Source organism: Bacillus sp. FSL R5-0585, assembly GCF_038004545.1.
GTDB lineage: Bacteria > Bacillota > Bacilli > Bacillales > Bacillaceae_G > Bacillus_A > Bacillus_A cereus.
This window is the reverse complement of record NZ_JBBORJ010000002.1, coordinates 215747-237765: the sequence shown is the minus strand read 5'-3', so window position 1 is coordinate 237765 and position 22019 is coordinate 215747. Positions and strand designations below refer to the sequence as shown.

Genomic DNA, 22019 nt, shown 5'->3' with positions numbered 1-22019 from the left:
CTTAAAAATCTTCCTTTTTACTATTAAATTCCTTCCAAAGATTAAGGAAGGAATTTATAGTTCAATTATACATGTTCCTTTTGATTGTTTATATGCATATCGTATTTTGACCAAAACTATATGCATATGAGGTGAAAACATGCCCATTACAAATCGATTTTCTACAACTACTAACGGTGCACTTGCGATTACAGGGAACACACTAGGTTTAAGTAAAATTAGTAATCAAAACCGCGCTGGTACAATTGGAGCAATTGGTGCATTTACAACTACAAATACCGCTTTACAAGTAACTTCTTTTCCTGCTGGTACAACATTAAACTATACACAAAATAGTTCTACTGCTATTTTAAATATCCCTGCTGGTAGTACGATTCTTTACGCAGAACTCGTTTGGGGCGGAAACTACTTATCTCGTGATCAAAATATTACGGGTGTATTAGGCAACCCTGTTTCTTTTACAACACCTGTGTCAACATACTCAATTACCCCTTCAGCAATTACAGCTTCTAATCAAACATTCGTTTCTGGTTCTGTCACATTTGGATTCTATACACGATCCGCAGATGTAACTTCCCTCGTTCAAGCTGCTGGATCTGGCTCTTATACAACCGGTTCCGTCCCTGGACTCGTTGATCCTTTAGATGCTTCTAACGGAGCTATCAATTCTTCTGGATGGACGCTTATCGTCGCTTATCAAAACGGGACATTACCTGCAAGAAACTTAACCATTTATGTAGCTGGTAATCGTGTTTCTGCTGATACTGGTAGTGCAGATGTAGCTGTTTCAGGATTTTTAACACCTTCAGGAGGGCCTGTAAGCGGGAGATTATTTTTAAGTTCTACTGAAGGAGATGCTGATTTAATTGGGGATCAGGCTCTATTCGGACCAAATTTCAGTTCATTAAATGCTTTATCTGGGCCAAATAATGCTGTAAATAATTTCTTCGGTTCTCAAATTAATAATGCCGCTGGAAACTTAGATACAACTGGGACATTTGGAACCCGAAATCAAAGTGCTTCTACAGGTACAAACATCTCTGCAGGAAGACAAGGCTGGGACATTACTTCTATTGATATTTCTCCTTATTTAACAAATTCCCAAGTCTCAGCTGCAATCCGTTTAACAACTAACGGAGATGCATATATGTTAAATACAGTCGGGTTACAAATTAATATAAACTCACCAAATATACAAGCAACGAAAAGCGTGAATAAAAGCGTCGCGGCAATTGGAGATGTTCTCACTTACACCGTTATGATCCCTAATACCGGGCTGCTTCCCGCCAATAACGTTATTTTTATGGACAGTCTTCCTAACGGCACTTCCTTTATACCTGGCACTGTAACGGTAGATAACGTACCACAAACAAATGCAAACCCAGCTGCTGGTATATCTCTTGGAACAATTAATAATGGTGCTTATCGTACAGTAACTTTCCAAGCAACTGTCGTTTCTCTTCCAAGTCAAAATCCAATTTCTAACACCGCAAATATTACATTTCAATATACACCAATTGCCGGAGGAACTACTTTTAACGGTCTTGCAACAAGCAATTCTGCTGGAACACAAATTAATCTGGCAGATATTAATGGAACAAAATCAGTTAACAAACTTTTTACCGATATTGGTGAAACATTAACTTACAGTATTGCCTTAGCTAATATAGGAAATATCGCTGCAACGAACGTTATATATACGGATCCGATTCCTAGCGGAACTACTTTCATTCCAGGGAGTGTAACTGTTAACGGAGTTACTCAAGCTGGAGCAAATCCCGCTAATGGTATACCAATTGGTTCGATTGCAGCAAATTCCACTACTACTGTTTCATTCCAAGTGCTCGTTCCTTCTATCCCGCAAACAAATCCAATATTAAATAGTGGTACAACAACTTATCAATATATTCCTGTGCCAAATCAACCCGCAGTAAGTGGGACTGATACGACAAATATTGTCTCCACTCAAGTGAATAATGCTACTGTAACAATGACGAAAGCAGTAGATAAAAATTTTGCAGATATTGGTGACACACTAACGTACACCGTTTCCTTTACAGGTACAGGTAATACAAATGCGAACAATGTTATTTTTACAGATGTCATCCCTACTGGAACAACTTTCGTTCTAAACAGTTTAACAATAGATGGCACGACACAAGTGGGCGCAAATCCCGCTAACGGCGTGAATATTGGATCCATCCCAAGCGGCACAACAAAAAATGTTGCATTTCAAGTAGTAGTAAATACAATACCCGCGTCAAATGTCGTATCTAACGGATCAAGTGCTTCTTATCAATATACCGTCAACCCTAGCCAATCACCCGTTACAAAAAACATTTCTTCTAATCTCGTTTCCACTCAAATTAACAATGCAAATGTAACATTAGCAAAATCAACTAACAAACAATTTGCCACAATTGGCGAAACGATAAGTTATACAATCCTTATTACAAACAGCGGAAATACAGCCGCTAATAACGTACAACTAACAGATCCACTTCCAAATGGAACGATATTAAATCCTGGTACTGTAACACTAAACGGAGTTTTGCAAAATGTAGATTCTCTCGTTGCATTACCTATCGGCACAATTCCTGGCGGGGCTACTTTTACCCTCTCTTTCCAAGTAACAGTCATCAATATTACCGCCCAAAACCCTATCATTAATAATGCCTTTGCTTCTTATCTATATACTGTAAATCCAAGTCTGCCACCGACTTCAAAAACAGCAAACTCTAATTCTGTTGCAACAGCAATTAGAAATGCAAACCTTTCCGTTATAAAATCTGTAGATAAAACGTTTGCAGAAGTTGGTGATGTATTAACTTACACCTTTTCTCTTACTAACGATGGAAATGTTACAGCGAACAATGCAGTACTATCTGATTCAATTGCGAATGGAACCGCCTTTGTCCCAAACAGCGTTATAGTTAACGGTGTTACTCAGCCAGGCGTTACACCAGCTAGCATCAATATTGGTAGCATCAATGGGAATACTACAATTACAGCTTCATTCCAAGTAGTAATAACTAGTATTCCAAATCCAAACCCTATTTCAAATAGCGCTTCTATTTCCTATAACTTTATCGTGGATCCAAATGCTTCCCCTGTAAGTAAGAACACTACTTCAACCACTACATTTACTCAAGTAAACGATGCGAATGTCATTTCAGCCAAAACAGTGGATCGAGCGTTCGCTACCGTAGGGGATGTATTAACTTATACTGTTACTTTGACGAATGCAGGAAGTGTTTCTGCTGATAGCCCTACTTTCGTAGATACGAATCCAGACGGTACTACCTTTATTCCAAACACGTTTCTTATTAATGGTGTACTCCAAAATAACGCAGATCCAAATATCGGTGTTCCCTTACCTTCCATTCCTGCGAACGGCTCACTTACCGTTTCTTATCAAGTAACTGTCACCTCTTTCCCAACACAAAACCCAACAATAAATTCATCTAGTACACAGTATAGCTTTATTCTAAATCCAGGCGATCCACCAGCGATAGAAACATCTGTAAGTAATACTGTAAGTACACAAATTAATTTAGCAAATGTCGTTATTGTCAAAGAAGTAGATTTAACTATCGCCGACGTCGGGCAACCAATCACATATACAATTTCTTTAGCTAATCTTGGCAATACTACAGCCAATAATGTTATCGTTACCGATATAATCCCTAATGGCACCACTATCGTTCCAAATAGTATTTTTATAGGTGGTGCTTTACAACTAGGTGCAGACCCTAGTGCCGGTCTTCAAGTGGGCTCCATTCCTTCGGGTGGTTTTACAACGATTGTGTTTCAAATAAGTGCAAATGGGCTACCTTCACCAAACCCAATTCAAAACAGCGCTGCACTTCAATATAGCTTTATCGCTGATCCAAACTTACCTGCTCTTGTTAGAAACGCCGCTAGCAATATAGTAACTACACAAATTAATACTGCTAATATCGTTGCTACAAAACTAACGAGTACAAACTTCGCTGATATTGGTGATGTCATACTATATGCGACTATTTTAACGAATAACGGGAATATCCCTGCTGCTAATGTAACATTTACAGATATCATTCCAGCGGGTACCCTCTTCATTCCTAATACTGTAACGATTAATAATGTCCCTATAGCTAATGCAAATCCTGCTACCGGCATTTCGATTGGTACGATAGGAGCGAATTCATCACGCACCGTTGCATTCCAAGTTTTTGTACCAACTATCCCTGCTGTAAACCCAATTACAAATCAATCAGGCACAACATTCCAATATACGTATGATCCATCCAAACCAGCTGTAATGCAGATGGTTGCTTCTAACACTGTACAGACAACTATTAATAACGCCTCAATTGCCGCTACTAAATCGGTAGATAAACAGTTTGCTAACGTAAATGATATTATTACGTACACGACTACTTTAACGAATAACGGGAACACACTTGCATCAAATGTAATATTTACAGATGTAATTCCAAACGGGACATCATTTATTCCTAATAGTGTTACTGTAAACGGGAATACACTGCCTAATGTAAATCCAGCAAGTGGAATTGCCATTGATCCAATAAATCCGAATGCAAATACGATCATCTCGTTCCAAGTACAAGTAAATTCTATCCCGAATCCAAATCCAATCCCGAACCAAAGCAATACAACGTACCAGTACGTCGTAGATCCTAACTTACCTCCAGCATCCGCTAATGCGCTGAGTAACGTAATAACAACTCAAATTAATAACGCTACGATTGTCGCTACGAAGTCGGTAAATACGCCAACAGCTGCAATTGGAGATATCGTTACTTATACGATTGCAGTAACAAATACAGGTAATATCCCTGCTAGTGCAACTGTTTTAATAGATGGACTTGGTGCAGGAGCTTCATTTATCCAAAACTCCGTAACAATCAATGATGTTCCACAGCCAGGATTAGATCCATCACTTGGTATTTATTTGGCAGATATCTCGCCAGGAAATAGCGTATTTATTACCTTTGAAGCACAAATTTTAGCAATACCACCTAGTGGCACATTAACAAATAATGCCCTTGTAAATTATGAATATACCGTGAATCCAAACCAATCTCCTGCTGTTGGTAGCACCGTAACAAATACAACAGTTACACCAATTATTGATGCTACTCTATCTATAAATAAAACCGTCAATTCAACATTTGCTACTATTGGGGATACACTTACATTCACCTCAACCATTACTAATTCCGGTAACACTACCGCAAGCAATGTTATTTTTACAGATGTCATTCCAAATGGTACAACGTTTATTCCAAATAGTTTTACGATAAATGGAACAACCATTCCTAATATAAATCCACAAAACGGTATCAATATTGGTAACTTGAATTCAAATGCATCGGTTACACTCAGTTTCCAAGTAAACATCACAACGCTTCCAAACCCTAATCCAATTCCGAACAAATCATCGCTTCAATATAGCTTTATTGTTGATATAAATGAACCGCCTGTTTCACGAACAGTTCAATCCAATACAACTTTTACGCAAGTAAATTCAGCTTCCGTTATCGCAACGAAAACTGCGAGCAGTGCATTTGCCGCTGTTGGCGATACAATTACGTATACAACTACTCTCACTAATAGCGGAAATACTACCGCAAACACACCTGTTTTTATCGATATATTACCACCTGAACTTTCATTCGTTCCTGATAGCGTACAAATTAATACCATCCCACAACTTGGATTTAGACCAGATAGCGGAATCTCTTTAGACTCAATTCCAGTTGGAGGAACGACAACAATTAGCTTTCAAGCTATCGTTGGCTCAATACCAGCTACAAATCCAACTTTGAACCAATCCAGTACGACATACTTGATCATTGTTGACCCTACCCAGCCACCGGTGACAGAAACAGCTACAAGTAATCCAACTTTAGTTCAAATTAACGAAGCAATTATTCAAGCAACGAAAAGTGTGGATCGACTATTTTCTGACGTAGCACCTGGAAATTCATTTTTAACGTATACTGTTTTATTGGAGAATATAGGAAACGCAACTGCTACGAATATCATTTTTACAGATCCGATTCCAAATAATACAGTGTTTATAGAGGATAGCGTTCGAGTAGGCGGGGTTTTATTACCTGGGGTAAATCCAGCGAATGGGATACCAATTGGGGATATTATTGCAGGAGATTTTACAAACATTACCTTCCGTGTGCAAGTAGTTAGCATTCCAAATCCAATTTTCACAATTGGACCTGGGGGGCCAAACTCACCAGTTGTAAATGGCGCTTCCATTGATTATCAATTTATGACAGGACCTAATTTACCACTCGTTTCAAGAAGTACGACCTCCAATCCGGTTTCGACACAAATAAATTCCGGAGAAATTACACTTGTTAAATCTGTAGATAAAACTTTCGCAACAATTGGCGATACAATTTCTTATACAATTACATTAAGTAACCCTGGAAATGTCACTTCACAAAATATAATTTTCACAGATATTTTACCTGACGGAACGACATTCATATCTGGCACTCTTACAAACGATTCTGGTACACAGCAGATCGGAAATCCAGCTAACGGGATTCAGATTGAAAATATAAATCCAAATGAAACGGCCGTGATTACTCTCAACGTACTTGTTACAAACATTCCAAGTATAAATCCAATTTCTAATTCTAGTTCTGTACAATTTTCACATGTGGTCGACCCTAGCCAACCTGCCGTATCACAAACGAATGTATCTAATACGGTTTCGACAACTATTAACAGTGCGATATTAACAACCCAAAAAAGTGTGGATAAATCTATTATTTCCGTCGGGGACACACTTACGTATACAACAACTATTACAAATACAGGAAATACACCAGCTACAAATATAACTTTTACAAGTGCAATTCCTCCTAGTACTACTTTTATACCAGATTCCGTCACAATAAATGGCATCCAACAGCTTGGTGCACAGCCAGCACTCGGAGTAAATATACCAAATATCGCGCCTGGTGAAACAGTAACTGTTACCTTCCAAGTAAATGTTATTTCTGTTCCTCCTTCAAGTTCAATTATGGGTAACGATACAATTTTATATTCTTATACTGTTGATCCAAACGGAACTCCTGCTACTACTTCTACTTCAACGAATATTGTCACAAACCCAGTATTAGATGCTATGATAACGATGGTAAAATCGGTCGATCAAACACTTGTAACACTAGGCGATACCATTACCTATACGACAATTTTAACGAATAACGGCAATACAAATGCAACGAATATTACTTTCACTGATCTTATACCAGATGGTACAACGTTTATTACTGATAGCGTTACAATAGATGGCATCACGCAAATTGGATTGAATCCTAATACAGGTATAACGATTGGAGCAATTGCTCCTAACAGCTCAATATCTATAGCATTTCAAGTTACCGCTACTTCTACCCCTGTTCAAAATCCTATTGCCAATTCCGCTACTGCTTCTTACACATTTATTGCTGATCCCAATGCACCTATTGTTTCAAGAAACGTTACTTCAAACACAGTGTTTACTACGATTAATACAGCTACCATTCTTTCATTAAAACAAGTCGATAAATCCTTTAGTCGTATTGGGGACACACTCACTTATACTGTCGCTTTAACAAACAATGGAAACTCATCTGCACAAAATGTTATATTCACAGATACCGTGCCAAGTGGAACTACATTTATTGCAAACACATTCTCTATTAATGGGGTTCCTCAAAGTGGTGCGGATCCATCGAATGGTGTGAATATTGGGACTATAACAGTCGGGACTACAGTAACCGTTTCGTTCCAAGTTACTGTAACGTCATTACCAACGGAAAACCCCATTGTAAATTTCTCATCAACATCGTACCAATTAGTCTCACCACCTGATGCAGAAACTTCAATTAGCAATCCTGTTTCAACGCAAATTAAAGAAACCATATTATCCATGACGAAAAATGAAAGTGTATCCTTTGCAGATATCGGGCAAACTGCTTTTTATACTACTTCTATTACCAATGTAGGAAATACCGATGCAACTAACATTGTTTTCACAGATGCATTACCAAGCGGATTCACATTTGTTCCTAACACATTAACTGTCAATGGCGTTTTACAACCTAACGCGAATCCAAATACAGGTGTATTACTTGCAACACTTCCACCAAATGAAATATATAATATCGTCTTTCAAGTGACAGTGAACAGTATTCCCCCTAGTAACCCAGCACCAAATACAGCATCAACGACGTATGAGTTTACTGTTGATCCAGGTAATCCGCCAGTATCGAGTACAGCTACTTCCAACACTACACTCCTTCAAATAAACAACGCAACTATTATTAGCACAAAAACAGCAGATCTTACTTTCGCGGATGTTGGTAATACAATAACATTTACACTTAACCTCCCTAATACCGGGAATGTGACTGCAACTGATGTAACTATTATTGACATTCTTGATAGTAATTTAAGTTTCGTTCCAAATAGTTTCACAGTTAATGGGCAAACCATTCCAAACGCTGATTTATCTACTGGTGTAAATATCGGCTCCATTAATGGTGGAAGCACATCAATTGTCACATTCCAAGCCATCGTTTCAATGCTCCCAATCAACAATCCTATTTCTAATTCGGCTCTTACCACTTACCGTTATATTGTTGATCCTGATCAGCCATTCATTTCAACTTCTAATCAATCTAATACAACGACAGCGCAAATTAATAGTGCTATCCTTACTGCACAAAAAAATTCAAATGTGTCAACAGTAGATATTGGGCAGGATATTACCTACACCGTTACAATTACAAATAGCGGAAATGTTAGTGCAACGAATGTTATTTTTACCGACCTTATTCCAGACGGAACTTCCTTTGAACCGAATAGCTTTACACTGAACGGAACTACCATCCCAAATGCAGACCTAATTACAGGCGTTCCAATTGGTGATATCGCGCCAAACCAGTCTGTCATCGTAACATTTCATATTAGTGCCGATGAAATTCCGCCTATAAATCCAATTACCAATCAAGCTAGCGTTAGCTTCCAGCATATCGTTAATCCAGCTAATCCTCCTGTTTCAAAAAACATTACTTCAAATAGTGTTACAACATCAATTGAAAGTGCTATTTTAACTACTACTAAAATCGGAGATAAAGCTTTTGCAACGATTGGTGATACGATTACGTATACAACTACGATTACGAACACAGGAAATATTCCTGCTAATAACGTTATTTTCTCAGACCCGATACCATCGTGGACACAATTTGTTGCAGGATCAGTTATTGTAGATGGCACTCCATTAGCATCCGCTTCTATCATTGACGGTATTGGCATAAATACAATCATTCCAAATCAAACTGTAACAATCATATTCCAAGTTCAAATTGTAAGCAATCCAACAACTTTTACACCGGAACTACAAAACTTAGGATTTGTGAACTTCCAATACAACGTAGGAAGTGCATTACAAGCTCAGCCTGGCAATGTGGAAACGAACGTCTTCGTTACTTCTATTAACTCAGCAATACTCTCGGCCATAAAAACTGCTAATACAGCCTTTGCGAATATCGGTGACACGATCACTTATACAGTTTTAATTCAAAATAGCGGCAATACAGACGCTACAAATGTAAGTTTCTCAGATTCGATTCCAACAGGAACAACCTTTATTGAAAATAGTTTCACTGTAAATGGAAGTACCATTCCAGGTGCAAATCCAAATAGCGGAGTGAATATCGGAACCGTGAATGCTGGTAGTTCCTCAACCGTTACGTTCCAAGTCATAGTTACATCTACTCCACCTTCGAATCCAATTACAAACGTTGCATCTATTCAATACGAATTTATAGTTAATCCGGCCTCTCCTCCTGTTACAGGTACAATAAATTCTAATATTGCTTCCACACAAATTAATAACGCGACTGTTATAACTGTTTTAGAAGCAAATCGTACAATCGTATCTATCGGAGATATCATTACGTATACAGCAACATTAACGAATACTGGAAACTTCCCTGCAAATTCTGTATTACTCATTAACGGCGTTCCTGAAGGGGCATTATTTGTTCCAAATAGTGTCACACTTAACGGGATTTCACTTCCAGATGCAAGTCCAACTCTTGGTATTCCAGTTGGTATCATCGCACCAGGTGATTCTGCTACTATTACGTTCCAATTTCTTGCAAGTTCTATTCCACCGCAAGGAGCGATTATAAATCAAGCACTTACAAGTTACACGTATATTGTCGACCCAAGTCAACCTCCAGTTACAGCAACTTCTTCATCTAATACGGTAAATACAGCTGTCGTTGATGCATCACTATCTGTAATTAAAAATACAGATTCCCTCGTACAGTCTACTGACGGTACAATCACTTACACTGTAGTCGTTCAAAATAATGGGAATACAACTGCAAATACAGTTACTTTAACAGATTTAGTCCCAGAAGGAACTGCATTTATTCCAAATAGCGTGACCATTAATGGCGTTTCAGCCCCAGGTGCCGATCCGAACGTAGGAATCCCCTTAAACGCCATTGCACCTTCAGAAATCGTCACCGTCACATTCCAAGTTATCGTTCAATCCATTCCAAGCGTGAATCCAATTTCTAATATAGCTCGTATTGACTATGCTTTTATCGCCGATCCAACTGCTCCTATCATCGCTCGAACCATTACGTCTAATCCAGCTTTCACACAAATTTCGGATGCAAATGTTCTTTCTTTAAAAGCAGTCAATGCACAACAAGCGACAACAGGCGATATTTTGACCTATACGATAACACTAGAAAATACCGGAAATATTCCAGCTACTAATCTATTATTTTCAGATACGATCCCAGAAGGGACTACATTCGTAGAAAATAGTTTTACACTTAACGGAACAGCTATACTTGGTGCAAATCCAAATGCAGGTGTTACTTTGCCTAACCTAGCAGCAAACGCTACTCACCTGATTTCATTCCAAATCCTTATTAACGATTCATTCTCACAACAATCCATTACAAATCAGTCTAATACAACATATACAATTCAACCGGACCCAGGACAACCGCCTATTACTGAAACATCTACAAGTAATATTGTCATTACAAATTTCGTGCTAGCACAATTAACAATTACAAAAACGTCCAATCCAATAACTGTAGATATTGGCGGAACTATACTTTATATTTCTGAAGTGAAAAATATCGGCAATGTTGAAGCAATAAATATTATTTTTACAGATGCGATTCCAGCTGGGACTACATTCGTTCCAGACAGTGTCACAATTAACGGTGTACTTCAGCCTGATGTAAATCCAGAAAATGGAATGCCAATTGGAATGATTCCACCAAACAGTTCCAAAACAATACTATTTCAAGTACAAACAAATAACCCACCAACTGAAACCGAAATTATAAATGAATCATCTGTAAATTACCAATATGTAAGTATCCCTACAGCTCCACCAGTGAATCGCACTGCAAATTCTAATATCGTTACAACATCACTTCAAAATGCAAATATTATTTCTGTTAAACAGGCGGATGTTACTTTCGTATCCACCGGGCAAAATATTACGTACACAAATACACTACAAAATATAGGAACTGTTCCAGCTAACAATACGGTGTTCATTGACAACATTCCAGAAGGTACTATATTCATTGAAGATAGCTTAGCAATAAATAATATAATTCAGCCTGGTGCGAACCCTGAAAATGGAGTAACTCTTGGCACGATACAACCAGATGAAACAGCCACTATTTCATTCCAAGTACAACTTATAAGTATACCAGAGGGCAACGCAGTCATTAACATTTCAGACACTTCGTATGAATACCAAATTGATCCTAGTTCTCCGATTATTCAGCGCAGGTCGTTATCAAATGCAGTAAATACTGAAGTGCGGACGGCAAATGTTAGTGCAATTAAATCCGCTAACAGATCTATTACACGTATCGGTCAAATCATCACATATACAATCGCAGTTACAAACGCTGGTACAGTACCTATTACAAATACTCTCCTCATTGACGCAATTGCTGCTGGCACCACATTCGTTCCAAATAGCATTCTTGTAGATGGCGTACCAAGACTTAACGAAAATCCAATTACAGGTATCAATCTTGATATAATTCTTCCAAATAATACGATTATTGTTACGTTCCAAGTAAGCGTAGTCTCTATACCGCCACAAAATAACATTAATAATATCGCCGTCATTCACTATGAGTATCGACCAGACCCAAGCACACCACCAATTTCAGAAACGACCTCTTCCAATGCTACAAACATACAATTTATTGATGCTATTCTTATTGCTACAAAGTCCACTAATACTGTATTAGCTAACATTGATGAAACCATTGAATATACAGTATTCATTCAAAATAATGGATCGGCTACAACTAACTCCATCTTTTTTACAGATACTATAGCGGATGGAACAGTATTTATTCCAGGAAGTGTAGTAGTTAATAATACTGTACTTCCTGCAGCAGATCCGAATATCGGCTTTTCCATTCCTAATGTCGCAGCAGGTCAAATGGCTACAATAACATTCCAAGTTTCCGTTACGAATTTACCTGCTGTAAATCCAACACCTAATACTGCAAACGTCGTCTACGACTTTATTTTCAATCCTGACTTTGCACCAATTCAAAAATCTACTACTTCCAATACTACTTTTGTTCAAATTAATGATGCTGACATCGTTTCACTTAAAACTGTTGATTTAACCTCTGTAACGATTGGTGACATTTTAACTTATACAACAACTTTAACGAATACAGGGAATACGGATGCGACTGCTGTTGTATTTACAGACAATATTCCTAATGGAACAACCTTTATTGACGGTAGCGTTTTAGTAAATAACATTCCTCAGCTTAATGCCAACCCAAGTGCAGGTATACTTGTGGGAACGATTGCTCCTAATATTTCTATCCCAGTCACATTTTCTGTTACCGTCGTAGCTCTTCCTGCTAGCGGCCATGTTCAAAATCAATCAACTTCTCGGTATACAATAAACGTGGAAGAACAAATATCCACTAGCAATATTACCTTCACTGAAGTTATTTCTGCTAATGTAATTGCGACAAAAACAACACCTATCCAATATGCTGACCTACAAACTATTATCCCTTACACTATTTCCATTACAAACAATGGGAATATACAAGTAGAAAACATTATTGTTACAGATATCATCCCAGCAAATACGAGCTTTATAGAGAATAGTGTTATCGTGAATGGCAACGCTCGGCCAAATGACAATCCACTTAACGGTATACAAATTGATAACATTCCGCCTAATACGACAGCAACCATTCTATTCCAAGTACGGGTTACTTCGATTCCACAAACAAATCCAATCTCTAACACGAGTACAATTGAATATGAATACACGGTACCAAATCGACCACCTATTACCGAAACTATTATTTCATCAGCTGCTTTAACAGAAATTAATCATGCGAATTTGAATAGTAATAAAGCTGTTGACCTTGCATTTGCAACGGTTGGTGATACGTTAACGTATACGATTACACTAAATCAAACCGGCAATGTTGCAGTAAATGATGTAATCATTCAAGATATTATTCCTCAAGGTACTACGTTTATAGAAAATAGCGTCATTGTAAACGGAGAAACTCTTTCAGGAGTGAATCCAGTAAGCGGCATACCAATTGGTACTATAACTATTGGTGGAGATGCTATCGTTTCATTCCAAGTAACTGTGACTTCTATTCCAACACCAAATGAACTAAACAACAACGCAATTACTACTTTTAACTATATAGTCAACCCAAATAACGTACCTGTTACAAATACGACTACAACAAATACTGTCAAAACTACTGTCCAAAATGATAATGTCATTGCCATAAAATCTGTTGATGTAACGAATGCCTTACCTGGTCAAACTTTAACGTATACAATTACGATTACGAATAGCGGTAATGTAACGATTGAAGACCTTCTTGCCATAGACGCCGTACCAATAGATACGACTTTTGTTGCTGGTAGTGTTACGATTAACGGAATCAATCAGCCTAATGAGAATCCTGAAAATGGTATTACGTTAGGAAATCTTGCTCCTAATGAATTTGTTATTATTACGTTCCAAGTGACAATATCTTCTTCTACTCTTCAATCTACAATTAATAATGATGCTTCTGTTTCCTATACCGTTATCATTGATCCAACAAAACCACCTATTACAATTACAAAACAAACAAATACCGTTACAACGACAGTTATTGATCCGATGGTTCGCATTGAAAAAACAGCTGACAAATCTATTGTCGTTATAGGAGATATCATTACATTCACATTAGCGGTATTTAATCATTCCCCAATTCCGACAATTAGTACTTCTGTTATAGACACAATTCCAGCTGGTACAACATTTATAGAAAACAGTGTAACAATTAACGGTACTCCAGTTCCAAATATTCGTCCAGACACTGGTATTAATATCGGCTCTTTACCTGCAGATTCAGTAGCAACTATAACATTTCAAGTTCTCGTAACTTCTATTCCTTCAAACAGTACAATTGTAAATTCTGCAACAGTTACCGCTGCTTTCCAGTTGACGCCACAGGATCCAATTATTACTTTCATTGTTAATTCAAATATTGTTCGTATACCAGTTGAATTTGTAACTGCAACCGTCACGAAAGGTGCTTCCGTCAGCTCAGCTTATTTAAATCAATATTTTGATTACACGGTGCGTATTACAAATACTTCCGAAATTTCACTCTCAAATATTTCTTTACAAGATACCATTCCAGCAGGTTTACAATTTATAAATGGCACTGTCTTCATTAATGGCGAACGCTCTCCACTAGCGAATCCGAATTTCGGTTTCCTAGTCGCTACTAATTTGGAACCAAACGAAACAATTATCGTGTTATTCACAGTACAAGTAATAGGTCCACCTGTTACTAATGAGTTTAAAAATACGGCCAATATTTCGTTACAACTTCAAGTCTCGCCTACCGACCCACCAATTACAGTAACCGTTACAAGTAACGAAAACATCGTCACTTTTGTTCCAGAAAATCCAGATGAAACACTTCCAAATTTAAATTGCTTCTTTGACGGTGAACGCTTCATTCGCATTACTCCTCGAAATGTACGAAATTACCTTTGGGCTTGGATTTGGTGGCAGTAATTAAATTAAAGCTTGTAGTTTGGATATTATCCAAGCTACAAGCTTTTTTGACATGGTGCCCCTAATGGTAAAAAATTAGATTAATTTATTAAAAAGGAAGCCAGGGAGGCTTCCTTTTGTAAATTACATATATATATAAATGTCGCCATCAATAACTTCTACTTCATACGTTTGAATACAACCGTCATCAGGTTTTTGGACTTCACCTGTTACCAATGAAATCTTCCAATCATGTAGTGGACAAAAGACGAACTCACCGGAGACAATGCCTTCTGCTAATGGTCCATTTTTATGAGGGCAATGATTTTCTACAGCTCGAATATCACCATTTAAAAGACGAAATAAGATGATAGATATACCTTTCATTTGTACCTCCTTACCAATTTGAAAAGGAAGGTCTTCCGCACGCATAATTTTAAATTTCTCTTTCGATTGTAACATATAGTGCACGCTCCTTATTTTACAGTTTCTACTCCATACATCGCCTTTAATGATTTCGTTTCTAGTGCTTGTCCCCATGCCTCTTTATATGTGCCACGAGCTGTTTGGAAACGTTCATTTAACTTAGTGACCATATTTGCATCTTGCAGTATTTCTTTTATGTGATCGAAGCCTAATCGTTCTGTCCAGTAGGCAGTACGCTCTCCGTAAATACCAGTTTCACGATAATATTGCATGTAAGCTGTAGCGATGCGAAGGACATCGTCTTCAGTAGGGACAATCATTACAAAATCAGCTTCACGTACTTCTGTACCGCCATTTCCACCAATATAAAGTTGGTATCCATTTTCGACACAAACAATGCCAAAATCTTTCGTCAGTACTTCCGCACAGTTACGTGGACAACCGGTTACACCCATCTTTATTTTATGAGGTGTATCTACCATTTCTAATGATTGTTCAAGTAACATACCAAGTCCTAATGAATCCTTCGTACCAAAACGGCAGAAGCGAGACCCAACACATGATTTTACATTACGAAGAGATTTTGAATACGCATATCCCGAAGTCATATTTAATTCAGCCCATACGTTAGGTAAATCTTGTTTCTTAACACCATATAAACCAATTCGGCTCGCACCTGTAATTTTAACAAGTGGAACATCGTACTTTTTTGCAAATTCAGCAATTTTCATTAAATCATCTGCTGTTGTCACGCCTCCGTACATACGTGGAATAACAGAGAATGTACCATCGTGCTGGATGTTACCATTCATTCTCTCATTAACAAAACGGGACGATTTATCATCTTCATATTCTTCTGGAATCGTCATACGTAAATAGTAGTTTAAAGCAGGGCGACATTTTGAACAGCCGTCTTCATGCGCAAAACCAAGAACGTTTCGTACTTCTTTTGGAGATTTTAAGCCTTTCTCATGAATGGCCGCTATGACTTCATCACGTGATAAAGGTGTACATCCGCACATGCCGGCAGATTGCGCTGAGGCATCAAAAGCATCTCCAAGTGTATGAGATAAAACTTGTTCTACAAGGGGTGACCATATCCAAAAAAGAAAATTGTACGTTTAGATACAATTTAGAAAAAATAAAAGAAGAATCCCAAATAGCAACTTCTTTTGTTTTACATCTTGTAAAATACAACTTGGTATTATAATTGAGGAATAATTCTTGTAACTGTTTGGTTTAGATTTGGTACTTTTCAATAGGCTGTATCCCCTGATGTTATCATTTGTCCATTTGCACGCGTTACATAGTATTCGTTAATTAGCATGTCTTTTTCACGTGTTATTGTATACATAAATGGATTGGAATCCGTCACTGATTCCGTGGTTGCTGTACTTTTAGTAACGGATAGTGTCTTTGTAATGGCTGTTGATAAATCTGTGCCTATTGCTATTTCAGTTGTTTCTGTTATAGAAATTTGATCTGTTCAATCGACACCGGTTGTTTATTCATAATTATATAATTCACCAGCTTCTACTACTCTTTGGGATATCTTCTCCCAGTATTGTCTTCCCACTAATAATATTGTGCAGCTAATGTCTAATATGGTAAGGGCTCAAATTACCTTATTTTACTCTCTTGGGTAAAGCTGAACCTGAATGTTGAATAGTCGGATGAACATGAACAGTAATTTCAGCATCACTAAAATAATTTTCACCTTGATCCCAATTCTTACTGATTTTTTTCCATTCTTTATAATTATGCCGCTTATATACTTCTCCTAATTCTAATACATCTACCTTATATTTTTTTTGAACAAGCTTAATAGAACTTTGGATGCGCTTCTCCATTTCCCTAGAAATATCTTTCTCTAAACGCTTTTCATTCAGAAATTTTTTATGATTACTAAAGTGCAACTCAGCCAATGTACCCTCCAAAGATAAATGAATATCAAACTTCGGTTTTATAGTATTTTCAGTGCATATCTTTGTTTTTCGGTGTAGTTTATGAATATCATATGTAATAAGCTGATTTTTTTTACGTATAGTAAAAAAACCTCCAATTTTTCTGCCTATTATATAATTAATTCCCGTTGTTTGTTCGCCGCTTAACGTTCCAATATACTTGTTATCCTTTCCACGAAATAACGCAGCCCCTTCCATTTGTATCCCTTGTTTTGTTGACCTTAAGACAGGTAGTACAAAACTTCTTTTTGAGATTAACTTTTCCTCCACGTCACCAATTCTTGCTACCTCAACCATTTGAGCATTTTTTGGAAGATGTCCAGCTAACATATCAATATACTGTGCCGGTAAATTTTCGGGTTTTGCACTTTGGTTCAAGATAGTTTCTGCATTTTTCTCAGAAACAAATAAGTGGATATTTCGTCTCATTTCATGATCTCGAATATATACATCTAGCGTATTTTTTAAAATATATGGACTCGAGAGTAATTCTTCTGAGAAAATGATCACTTTTATATGTGGAAAAAATAATGTGCGACTAAGTTTTTTAGCGATAATTCGTATTTGTTCAAATACGCTATCTGCTTTTGCACTCACATTAATATAATTATCACGATTTCCATCACCTTGTCCTCCTTGTTGTGTTGCCTGAGGGAGTACCACCTGATACGTCCCTTTCATAATTGGGTTTGATTGCTTTTCCTTCAAAATATCGTAAGCAGCTCCTACTACAAATCCTCTTTCTTCTATTTCTACTAACTCAGAGCAACCACTGATAGATCCAACTAATAGCGTAACTATAATAATTTTAAGAAGGTATTTCATTCCAACGATTCCTCCATTTTATTTTATATAAAATAAAAACCTAGAAAGGTGCTAGCACAGCAAACCTCATATTAATCCAACCTTCTAAAAATAAAGTTTGCATAACACTATCTCGTTCCTTTAAATGGATTGTAAAATTGATTATTTGTAAACTTCCCGTCTTTCTTTCAACATTGATTTTGGGAGACGAATAATTTCTTCTTTCCTATCTTTATAAGATTAAGAAGCAATAGACGTTGTAAAAAGAATACTAACAATCATAAATTTGTAATATGAATCACAAGTGCAATAAGAGCTAAAATGAGTCCATATAATCCCCAAACAGTCACTATTAGCAAAAATACAAAGTAAATAAAATCCGATACCTAATTGCAATGCTATATATGAGGAATTTAAAATGTAGTAACCGCAGTAACTGCAATATTAATCACTACGAGGTCGCACCATATAAGACCAGATTTATAATCCTTGCATTCACTACCAATTCTCCAATTATATAACCACCTATGAAACCAATTGTTTGTCTCATCAATTTGAGCAGTCTAACTCTAGCTTCAACAAATTCACCCATTTAACTTCCTTTCAATAAGTTTTTAATTAGATTTCACTAATACAAATAAATATATACGAGAAAAAGAGCTATCTCTCTTTAAGAATAGCTCTAACATATAAATTATTTAATTCGCTTGGTAAGTCTAACACAATCTTATATTTTAATCGATTAGATAACTTTTAAGTCTTGCACACGAAGTTTACTTCTTCGTTGAATAAATTTCACTTTTTTAGGTAAATGATTCAGAGTATGTGATGATATATATTGACGTAATTCTCTAGAATACAATTGTAATTCATCAGAAATTGATAAATTCATACTAACAAACCTAAAATGCTATCCTTAGTATAAAATAAACTTAAAATAAGTTTTTGAAATTTTAAAAATACGTATTCTTTGTAGTTGGATGGACTTTTCTATTATCACTTTGGTATGCTATCTTTTTTCTGTAAAACTAAGTAAAAAGAATAGTCGTTCCAGAAATCTGATAGTGTATTTAAATAAGATAATATAACTTGAAGAAACACAAAGTATTTTTACTTCTGTGTTTTTTCAAATTTTCGTTTGTTAATTGCTCGATAAAGAGAGCCCTGTGATATTCCAGTTCCTTCTATGATTTCTTTAATGGAATATTCGTTACTATCATACATACGTAATGCAATTGAAAGTTTTTCTTTTTCTAGTTTCGGTCTCCCTAATTTTTTTCCCCGTTTTTTACTCGCTTCTATTTCTTCTTTTACTCGTTCAGCAATTAAATTCCTTTCTAATTCAGCAATAACACACATCATTTGTAACATAGCTTTACCTGTCGGTGTGCCTGTATCCATATTTTCCTTTAATGATACAAATTGAATTCCTATTTCTTCGAACTGTTGGATAATACTTAGAATATCTAGAGTTTTGCGTCCTAAACGTGAAATACTTTCAACTACAATGGTATCTACCTTCTCTTATCACATCAAACAATTTTATAAGACCCTGTCTTTCTCGAATTGTTCCTGTAAATTTTTCTTGAATGATTTTTTCACACCCATATTCAGTAAGCGAATGAATTTGACGATCTAAATTTTGATCAATAGTAGATACCCTTGCATAACCAATAATCATTTGTTTCCTCCTGTACAATTATATAAATTCATTGTACTTTAGGTGCATTTATTGTAAAGGTATTTGGTAATACTTTTGGTAACTATTTTTTGTAATCTGAAAACCTTATAAATATAGAAACATAATTGGGGTGAGAAATGTTACAAAAACATTAGTTTTTGGTAATATTCCTTTCAATAGATTTTTTTATACATTACCTATAAGAGTAACCATAATTATCAATAGTTTGAAAGCTTAGTAATTTATTATTTTTTAGTATGTACAAGCCGTACATTGAATAAATTTTTTAGAGAAGGGAGGTGTATACATGTCAAACGAAAGTGAAAATGATTCAGCAGGATTAAATCTAGATGAGTTTATATCTGCTGGAGCACTCGATCCTAACCTTATAGGGGTCACCATACATGCCCATCAACTTAAGGGGGAAACAAACTGAACCTTCATTCAGCCAGGTCAAAACTTTCTTAAAATAGAAGTATATTCTTAAAAATGCGTATAACAAATAAACCCTAACGGGTTTCGCTTTTTTTATTATGCAATTTTCTTTTGTTTTATCAATCCAGTATACTCATAGACAACACCCAGAATATCAAAGACAGTTTTCTTCTCATATCTGTGAGATTTTCGTCCATTCTTCTGTAGAAGATGGAATAAGCGGATTAAAATCCTTGTTATTTCTCGGGTGTTTTGCTGTATAGCTTGATAAAGAATGTATAGATGGTCTTGAATCATTCCAATGGCTTTATATTCACTTAATTCTCTTTTCTTCTTTTGTAAAATTAATTGTCGCATCTTAAACATAGTAGAAGAACATAGAAAAATAGCGATGAGTTTTCCATAAATGTGGCATTCTAATCGCTCTCGTTTGATATTTTGCCAATCATGAATTTGAAATAAGGATTTCCAAGTTTTAAAGATAATTTCAATCTGCCAGCGAAGAGAATAAAAATCATGTATTTGTTCCATCGGTACCCATTCCAAAGGTGTATTGGTAACATAAATGTTCATACCAGCTAAGCGTTTACTTTTCTCTGAGTACGTAATACCCTTTTTACTTTCCGTATACACTTGTTTTTTCTTACGTTCTCGAAGTTGCTTTTCAGTTAATCGATATATAATAACTCGTGTAAATAGTTTTTTATCCTTTCCAATATAAGCTTCTGTTATTTCATGGACCTGTCCTGGTTTTAAGGTATTCATAATGTGTTCTAAATCAACTTTGATGTACTGAGATTGTTTTTTTACTGTCCCGTTTCGAAAGTATTCAGGAAACTCATTTTTGATATACACCATATTATTTAGTTTAAGCCGCGATATATAATACACGCCACGTTGGTCCATTTGATCTAAATCATCCAGTGAATAATAGCCTAAATCCCGAATACATAGATCGCCAGGTCGTAATGTCGCTAAACATTCTGTTCCAAAGGTCTTATCATTGTTCTTCCCCGGTTCAACTTGAAAATTTAAAAACTGTCCGCTATGTAAATCATATTCTAATTGAATCTTTATACCCGCTGTTTGTGCACAACCACCTGACCCAGGATACACATTAGCTAAATGTTTTGGTACTTGAAAAATCGTTGCATCTAAAATACGAATCCGTTGAAAATAGGTGATTGAAGAGCTTGGAATCAATGATGTTTCACAAATTTTATTTTTTAATAATGTGGAGAAAATATGTTTTAAAAAGCAAACCGCCTTCTTATTGAAACGTTTATTGAGTCCTTCTGGACTCATAAGAGTTCCTGTAACAGCATGAAGTTGACTACACAGTCGAACTAATGAATCACTCGCAACACGTTGACTAACCCAGACACAGATAATAGCTAAATCATGACCTGAAAATTTACGCTTTCGTTGTACAAAAGTTAGTTCCCTAGCAAGATTCTCTAAAAATGAGGGAGTAAGATGTTGATGCAACTCTTCAGCAAATGATTGTAGTTCACCTTGAATCGAAAGATTCATAAAAAACGCCACCCTTTCTGTATGG

Annotated in this window: 5 protein-coding genes and 3 pseudogenes; 2 read left to right on the top strand and 6 right to left on the bottom strand. The window is 36.3% G+C overall.

Annotated elements, in window-relative coordinates:
• Positions 1–139 precede the first annotated feature (139 nt).
• Positions 140–15172, top strand: coding sequence for a DUF11 domain-containing protein (locus MKY38_RS27630; protein ID WP_341050715.1), 15033 nt, complete (start codon positions 140–142; stop codon positions 15170–15172).
• Between the two features lie 123 nt (positions 15173–15295).
• Here the strand turns inward: MKY38_RS27630 and nirD are convergent, their stop codons facing one another.
• The 5 genes and pseudogenes from nirD to MKY38_RS27610 all read right to left on the bottom strand — a co-directional run bounded on the left by nirD (position 15296) and on the right by MKY38_RS27610 (position 20026).
• Complete coding sequence (nirD, locus tag MKY38_RS27625; protein WP_200462087.1) at positions 15296–15613, bottom strand: nitrite reductase small subunit NirD; 318 nt, start codon at positions 15611–15613, stop codon at positions 15296–15298.
• A 14-nt stretch (positions 15614–15627) separates the two neighbouring features.
• A pseudogene (gene nirB / locus MKY38_RS27620) lies at positions 15628–16668 on the bottom strand (NADPH-nitrite reductase large subunit); the annotation flags it as partial.
• A gap of 534 nt (positions 16669–17202) precedes the next feature.
• On the bottom strand, positions 17203–18366 hold the full coding sequence (locus tag MKY38_RS27615) for a Ger(x)C family spore germination protein (protein WP_137072798.1): 1164 nt from the start codon (positions 18364–18366) through the stop codon (positions 17203–17205).
• 109 nt (positions 18367–18475) lie between these two features.
• Positions 18476–18922 (bottom strand): annotated as a pseudogene (locus tag MKY38_RS29415) (spore germination protein); the annotation flags it as partial.
• 533 nt (positions 18923–19455) lie between these two features.
• Positions 19456–20026: pseudogene (locus tag MKY38_RS27610) on the bottom strand (recombinase family protein).
• 307 nt (positions 20027–20333) lie between these two features.
• On the opposite strand from MKY38_RS27610, the gene MKY38_RS27605 reads away from it, so the two are divergent.
• Complete coding sequence (locus MKY38_RS27605; protein ID WP_341050712.1) at positions 20334–20462, top strand: hypothetical protein; 129 nt, start codon at positions 20334–20336, stop codon at positions 20460–20462.
• Between the two features lie 95 nt (positions 20463–20557).
• Here the strand turns inward: MKY38_RS27605 and MKY38_RS27600 are convergent, their stop codons facing one another.
• Complete coding sequence (locus tag MKY38_RS27600; RefSeq protein ID WP_150159208.1) at positions 20558–21994, bottom strand: IS4-like element IS231E family transposase; 1437 nt, start codon at positions 21992–21994, stop codon at positions 20558–20560.
• Positions 21995–22019 lie beyond the last annotated feature (25 nt).